Annotated in this window: 5 protein-coding genes and 2 pseudogenes; 6 read left to right on the forward strand and 1 reads right to left on the reverse strand. The window is 68.6% G+C overall.

Going from position 1 to position 6,404, the window contains the following annotated elements; genetic code table 11:
- From AC5RV2_RS13345 to AC5RV2_RS13370, 6 genes and pseudogenes are all read left to right on the forward strand, one after another.
- Positions 1-824: pseudogene (locus AC5RV2_RS13345) on the forward strand (hypothetical protein); the annotation flags it as partial.
- 131 nt (positions 825-955) lie between these two features.
- Complete coding sequence (locus AC5RV2_RS13350; protein WP_494092731.1) at positions 956-1,246, forward strand: YciI family protein; 291 nt, start codon at positions 956-958, stop codon at positions 1,244-1,246.
- Between the two features lie 92 nt (positions 1,247-1,338).
- Complete coding sequence (gene ispG / locus AC5RV2_RS13355; RefSeq protein WP_494092735.1) at positions 1,339-2,505, forward strand: flavodoxin-dependent (E)-4-hydroxy-3-methylbut-2-enyl-diphosphate synthase; 1,167 nt, start codon at positions 1,339-1,341, stop codon at positions 2,503-2,505.
- A gap of 28 nt (positions 2,506-2,533) precedes the next feature.
- Positions 2,534-3,382 carry a GNAT family N-acetyltransferase gene (locus tag AC5RV2_RS13360; protein WP_494092732.1) on the forward strand — a complete coding sequence of 283 codons (849 nt, stop codon included), beginning with the start codon at positions 2,534-2,536 and terminating at the stop codon, positions 3,380-3,382.
- A gap of 141 nt (positions 3,383-3,523) precedes the next feature.
- Complete coding sequence (locus AC5RV2_RS13365) at positions 3,524-5,323, forward strand: proline--tRNA ligase (RefSeq protein ID WP_494092733.1); 1,800 nt, start codon at positions 3,524-3,526, stop codon at positions 5,321-5,323.
- Positions 5,320-6,120 (forward strand): sulfite exporter TauE/SafE family protein, encoded by an 801-nt coding sequence (locus AC5RV2_RS13370; protein WP_494092734.1) that lies wholly within the window; start codon positions 5,320-5,322, stop codon positions 6,118-6,120. Before AC5RV2_RS13365 ends, AC5RV2_RS13370 begins: the two co-directional genes overlap by 4 nt.
- A 34-nt stretch (positions 6,121-6,154) precedes the next feature.
- On the opposite strand, the pseudogene AC5RV2_RS13375 reads toward AC5RV2_RS13370, so the two are convergent.
- Positions 6,155-6,404 (reverse strand): annotated as a pseudogene (locus AC5RV2_RS13375) (hypothetical protein); the annotation flags it as partial.

Genomic DNA, 6,404 nt, shown 5'->3' on the forward strand with positions numbered 1-6,404 from the left:
GCCGGACCACGGCGGCGCTGACCGTGCCGGAGCTGCCCGGCGGCGGGCAGTTGGCCTTCCCGTCCCGGCGGATGGTGGCGCTGTACGGTCATCCCTCCGGACCAGCCCTCGGCGCGCTCGGCGAGCAGGATGCCAAGGCGTCGGTGCAGCGCGTGAAGAAACTAGCCAAGCAGTACCAACCGCACAGCAAGGAACCGGTGGTCCCGGCGTTCGAGATCATCGCCACGGTTGCCAGCGCCTCGGCCGGAAAAGACGGCGACTATTCGGAGGAGACGGATCCGGACGAGCTGCGCCCCTGGATCGAGGCAGCCGGCGAGGCCGGGGTGTACGTGGTGCTGGACTTGCAGCCGGGCCGGTCGGACTTCCTCACCCAGGTTAGGATATACGAGGACCTGCTGAAGGAACCGCACGTGGGCCTGGCCCTGGACCCGGAATGGCGGCTGGGCAAGGGGCAGCGTCACATGGAGCAAATCGGCTCGGTGTCCGCCGCGGAAATCAACAGGGTCAGCGACTGGCTGGCGGAGCTTACCCGCAAGAACTCCCTGCCCCAGAAGGTGCTGATCCTGCACCAGTTCCAGTACCAGATGATTTCGGACCGCCAGAAGCTGGAGACCGGCCACGAGGAGCTGGCCCTGGTGCTGCACGCCGACGGCCACGGCGGGCCCGACCAGAAACTGGACACCTGGCGCGTCCTCCGGGAGGACCTGCCGAAGAACATCTGGATGGGCTGGAAGAACTTCTACGACGAAGACACCCCGACCTTCAGCCCGGAACGCACCTACACCGGCGTGAAGCCGGCTCCATGGTTCGTTTCCTACCAATAGCCCCGCCCCAACCACCGGCGGCTATCAATAGCCCCGCCCCAACCACCGGCGGCCAACCGAAAGCGCCGCCCGCATCCACACGCGCGCCTCCGATAGCCCGCCCGCATCCACCGGCGGGTAAGGTGAAGACCATGAGTGTCTTTGCCGTCGAATACGTCTACGCCGCCGATTCCGAGTCCGGCCGCGACGAATACCGTCCCGCCCACCGCGACTGGCTGGGCGGCTTCCTGGACCGGGGCCGCCTGCTGGCCTCGGGCCCCTATGCCGACGGCACAGGCGCGCTGCTGATCTTCACCGCCGAGGACGAAGCCAGCCTGCTGGAGGAGCTGAAGCAGGATCCGTTCAACGTCAACAACTTCGTCTCCGGCCTGAAAGTCACCGACTGGAAGCCCGTCACCGGGGCGTTCGCCGACCACGCATGATCCTTCCCACTCCCGCAGCATGTGCCAAGGCCGGGTGGGAAGGGGATAATGAAACCTGATCAGCAACTGCCTACCGGCACATGGAGGACGTTTTGACCTCGGTCAATCTTGGAATGCCAGCTTCACCACCGCCAGTCCTGGCGCCGCGCCGCAAGACCCGGCAGATCCAGGTCGGGTCAGTCGGGGTCGGGTCGGACTCGCCCATCAGCGTGCAGTCGATGACCACCACGCCCACCACGGACATCAACGCCACGCTGCAGCAGATTGCCGAACTCACGGCCTCCGGTTGCGACATTGTCCGGGTGGCCTGCCCCAGCGCCGACGACGCCGAGGCCCTGCCGATCATCGCCAAGAAGTCCCAGATCCCGGTGATCGCGGACATCCACTTCCAGCCCAAGTACGTCTTCGCCGCCATCGATGCCGGCTGCGCCGCCGTCCGCGTCAATCCGGGCAACATACGCAAGTTCGACGACCAGGTCAAGGAGATCGCCGAGGCCGCCAAGGCCGCCGGCACCTCCATCCGGATCGGCGTCAACGCCGGTTCCCTGGACCCGCGGCTGATGCAGAAGTACGGCAAGGCGACCCCGGAGGCGCTGGTGGAATCCGCCGTCTGGGAGGCGTCGCTGTTCGAAGAACACGACTTCCACGACTTCAAGATCTCGGTCAAGCACAACGACCCGGTGGTCATGGTCCGCGCCTACGAACTGCTGGCCGAACGCGGCGACTGGCCGCTGCACCTCGGCGTCACCGAGGCCGGTCCCGCCTTCCAGGGCACCATCAAGTCCGCCACCGCCTTCGGTGCGCTGCTCTCGAAGGGGATCGGGGACACCATCCGCGTGTCCCTGTCCGCCCCGCCGGTGGAAGAGATTAAGGTCGGCCTGCAGATCCTGCAGTCGCTCAACCTGCGGGAACGCAAACTGGAAATCGTTTCCTGTCCCTCCTGCGGGCGCGCCCAGGTGGACGTGTACAAGCTGGCCGACGAAGTCACCGCCGGGCTCGAAGGCATGGAGGTGCCGCTGCGCGTCGCCGTGATGGGCTGCGTCGTGAACGGACCGGGCGAAGCCCGCGAAGCCGACCTGGGTGTGGCCTCCGGCAACGGGAAGGGCCAGATCTTCGTGAAGGGACAGGTCATCAAGACTGTTCCCGAAGACCAGATTGTGGAAACACTGATTGAAGAAGCATTAAGGATTGCCGAGGAAATGGGTGACTCCGATGGCGAGAATGCTGTCAAGGGTAGCCCCGTGGTTAACGTCAGCTAGCCGTGACACGGCGGGTGCGGCCGGGGCCGTGCCCGCCGATCAGCATGCCGGAATACGGCCGCTGGCGGATGCGGATACCGCGGACCTTTGGGCGTTGGTGCGCGCGGAACCGGTGGCCAACGTCTTCCTCGCCGCCCACCTGGAGACCGCCGGGACCGCCGGCCCCACCCCGTCCGGCGCCCACATCCTGGGAATGTACAACGGCGGCGTCCTCACCGGGGCCTGCTGGGCGGGCGTGAACGTGGTCCCTTCCGTGCTGGACGCCGAACAGGGCGCCCGGCTGGGCGCCCACCTGGCCGCCGGCGGGCGGCGCATGTCCTCCATCTTCGGGCCCGCAGAGGGTGTGCTCGGCATCTGGTCTTCGTACCGGAACGCCCATCCGCGGGCCTTCGACGTCCGACCCAACCAGCCCCTGATGGAGCTGCGGGGAACTCCCGCCGTGCCCGCGGACCCGCAGGTGCGGTTTTCCACCGACGACGACTTCGAGGTGCTGGTGCCCGCCTGCGTTGCGATGTTCGAGGAGGAAGTCGGGTACTCGCCGCTGATCGGCGGCGGCCAGCACTACCGGCAGCGCGTGGCCACCCTGATTGGCAAGGGACACTCGCTGATCCGCCGGGACGGCCAGGGGCAGGTCGTCTTCAAGGCAGAACTGGGCAATGTCAGCGCCGACGCGGTGCAGATCCAGGGCGTCTGGGTGAACCCCGCCTATCGCGGCCGCGGGCTGGCAGCCGGCTGCATGGCCGCCGTCGTCGAGTTGTCCCGCAAGTACGCGCCGGTCGCCAGCCTCTACGTCAACGATTACAACCACCGGGCCATGGCCGCCTACGCCGCCGTCGGGTTCCGGCAGGTCGGCACCTTCGCCACCGTCTTGTTCTAGCCGCGGGTCCAGGCGCGCCGCGGCCGCCCCGCCGCACGGGCCTCCGGCTGTCGCTGGCACGCGCGCGGAGCCAGTAGATTAGAAGGCAGTTGAATTTAGCGGGCCGCTGCCGGCCCAACCCTTGAGAAACGGATTCCTGCAGTGGTACTTCGCCTGTCCAGCATGTTCCTGCGCACCCTGCGCGATGACCCGGTCGACGCAGAAGTTGCCAGCCACAAGCTGCTGGTGCGCGCCGGCTACATCCGCCGCGCCGCCCCCGGCATCTACTCCTGGCTGCCGCTGGGCCTGAAGGTGCTGGCCAAGGTGGAGGCCGTGGTCCGCGAGGAGATGAACGCCATCGGCGCCCAGGAAGTCCATTTCCCGGCGCTGCTGCCGCGCGAACCGTACGAGGCGACCAATCGCTGGACCGAGTACGGCGACGGGTTGTTCCGCCTGCAGGACCGCAAGGGCGCGGACTACCTGTTGGCCCCCACGCACGAGGAAATGTTCACCCTGCTGGTCAAGGACCTGTACTCCTCGTACAAGGACCTGCCGGTGACGCTGTACCAAATCCAGAACAAGTACCGCGACGAGGCCCGCCCGCGCGCCGGGCTGCTGCGCGGCCGCGAATTCATCATGAAGGACTCCTATTCCTTCGACGTCGACGACGAGGGCCTGGACGTCAGCTACGACGCGCACCGGCGCGCCTACCTGCGGATCTTCAAGCGCCTGGGCCTGGAAGTGGTGACCGTCAAGGCCACCTCGGGCGCCATGGGCGGGTCGAAGAGCGAGGAGTTCCTGCATCCCACCGAGATCGGCGAGGACACCTTCGTGCGTTCGCCCGGCGGCTACGCCGCGAACGTGGAGGCCGTCACCACCGTGGCGCCGGAGCCGGTGGACTACGCCGATGCCCCGGCTGCCGAGGTCAAGGACACCCCGGATACCCCCACGATCGACACCCTGGTGGCCGCGGCCAACCAGCTGGCACCGCGCGCGGACGGGGAATGGGCCGCCGCGGACACGTTAAAGAACGTCGTCCTGGCCATCAAGCTGCCCACCGGCGAGCGGAGCCTGGTGGTCATTGGCGTACCGGGCGACCGCGCCGTCGACCTCAAGCGCGTCGAGGCGAACATCGGTGCCTTCCTCCCGGTGGGCGGCGAAGTCGAGGTCGAGGCGGCCACCGAGGAAGACCTGAAGAAGCATCCGGGCCTGGTCAGGGGCTACATCGGTCCCGGCGAGAGCCTGGACGCCGCGGTCCTCGGGACCGAGTCGGCCACCGGCCTGCTCTACCTTGTGGATCCCCGGGTGGTGCCCGGCACGCGCTGGATCACCGGCGCCAACGAGGACGGCAAGCACGTGTTCGGTTTGGTGGCCGGCCGCGACTTCGGCTGGGACGGCGTCGTCGAGTCGGTCGAGGTCCGCGAAGGGGACCCCGCGCCGGACGGCTCCGGTCCGCTGGAGGCGGCCCGCGGCATCGAAATGGGCCACATCTTCCAGCTGGGCCGCAAATACGCCGAGGCGCTAGGCCTGCAGGTGCTGGACCGCAACGGCAAACTGGCCACGGTGACCATGGGCTCCTACGGCGTGGGCGTCACGCGTGCGGTGGCCGCGCTGGCCGAGGCCTATCACGACGACAAGGGCCTGACCTGGCCGCGCAACGTGGCCCCGGCCGACGTCCACATCGTCGCCACCGGGAAGGGCACGGAGATTTTCGAGGCAGCCAACAGGCTGGCCGAGGAACTGTCCGCCGCCGGCGTCGATGTCATCTACGACGACCGGCCCAAGGTCTCTCCGGGCGTGAAGTTCTCCGACGCCGAACTCATCGGCGTGCCCACCATCGTGGTGGTCGGCCGCGGGCTGGCCGACGGCGTCGTCGAAGTCAAGGACAGGGCCACCGGGCAGGCCGAAAACGTGCCGCTGGCCGAGGCTGCCGGGCAGTTGGCAGCCCTGGCCGGGAGGTGAGCTCCGGCCTCGAGGAACTGCAGCTGGCCACCCTCGCCCTCGTGGTCGTGGGTGGCTTTGCCGCCGGCTGGGTGGACGCCGTGGTGGGCGGCGGCGGCCTGCTCCAGTTGCCGGTGCTGCTGCTGGTCCCCGGCATCAGCCCGGTGCAGGCGCTGGCCACCAACAAGATGGGCTCCATCTTCGGCACCACCACCAGCGCGGTCACCTATTACCGCAGGGCGCACCCGGACCTGAAAACGGCGCTGCCGATGGCCGCCGTCGCGCTGGCCGGGAGCTTCGGCGGGGCGATCGTGGCCACCGTGCTGCCCGCCGAGGTCTTCAAGCCGATCATCGTCGTCGCGCTGATCGCGGTGGCCGTCTTTACCGCGCTCCGTCCGACGGCGGGATCGTTGACCCGGCTGCGCTACAAGGGCGCCCGGCATCTGGGCACGGCCGCCGGAATCGGGTTGGTCATTGGCTTCTACGACGGCCTGATCGGTCCCGGTACCGGCTCGTTCCTGATCATCGCGATGGTGGCGCTGCTCGGCTACAACTTCCTGGCCGCCAGCGCCAAGGCCAAGATCGTGAACATGGCCACCAACCTGGGCGCCCTGGCCTTTTTCCTGCCGAGCGGGGCGCTGCTCTGGGGGCTCGGGCTGGTGCTCGGCGTCGCCAACATGGCCGGCGGTTACGTCGGTGCGCGGATGGCCGTCTCACAGGGCAGCAAGTTCATCCGGGTGGTCTTCCTGGCCGTGGTCGCGGCCCTGATCCTCAAACTTGGCTACGACGTGTTGCAGGAGAACGTGCTGGGCCGCTGATCCCGGCCGAAGGAGGCGGTCAGCTGTCCGCCCCTCACGAGTCGGTGGCGGGCGCGGCCAGCAGCTCGTCGCCCAGTCCCGGGGCCGGCGGCACGACGCCGCTCGAGGCCGCCAGGTCCGCCGTGGCGGCGGCGAGGCCGGACACCGCGTGCTCCCGCACCCTCCCGCTGCTGAGCGCGACCAGGTCGGCCAGCGGCCGGAGGGCGGCCTCCTCGGCGCCCTGCAGCGCCGGCAGCGGATCGGCCGCGAAGTCGCTGCCCAGGGCATACGCCGGCTCCGGCAAC

Source organism: Arthrobacter sp. Y3225116 (genome assembly GCF_059091245.1).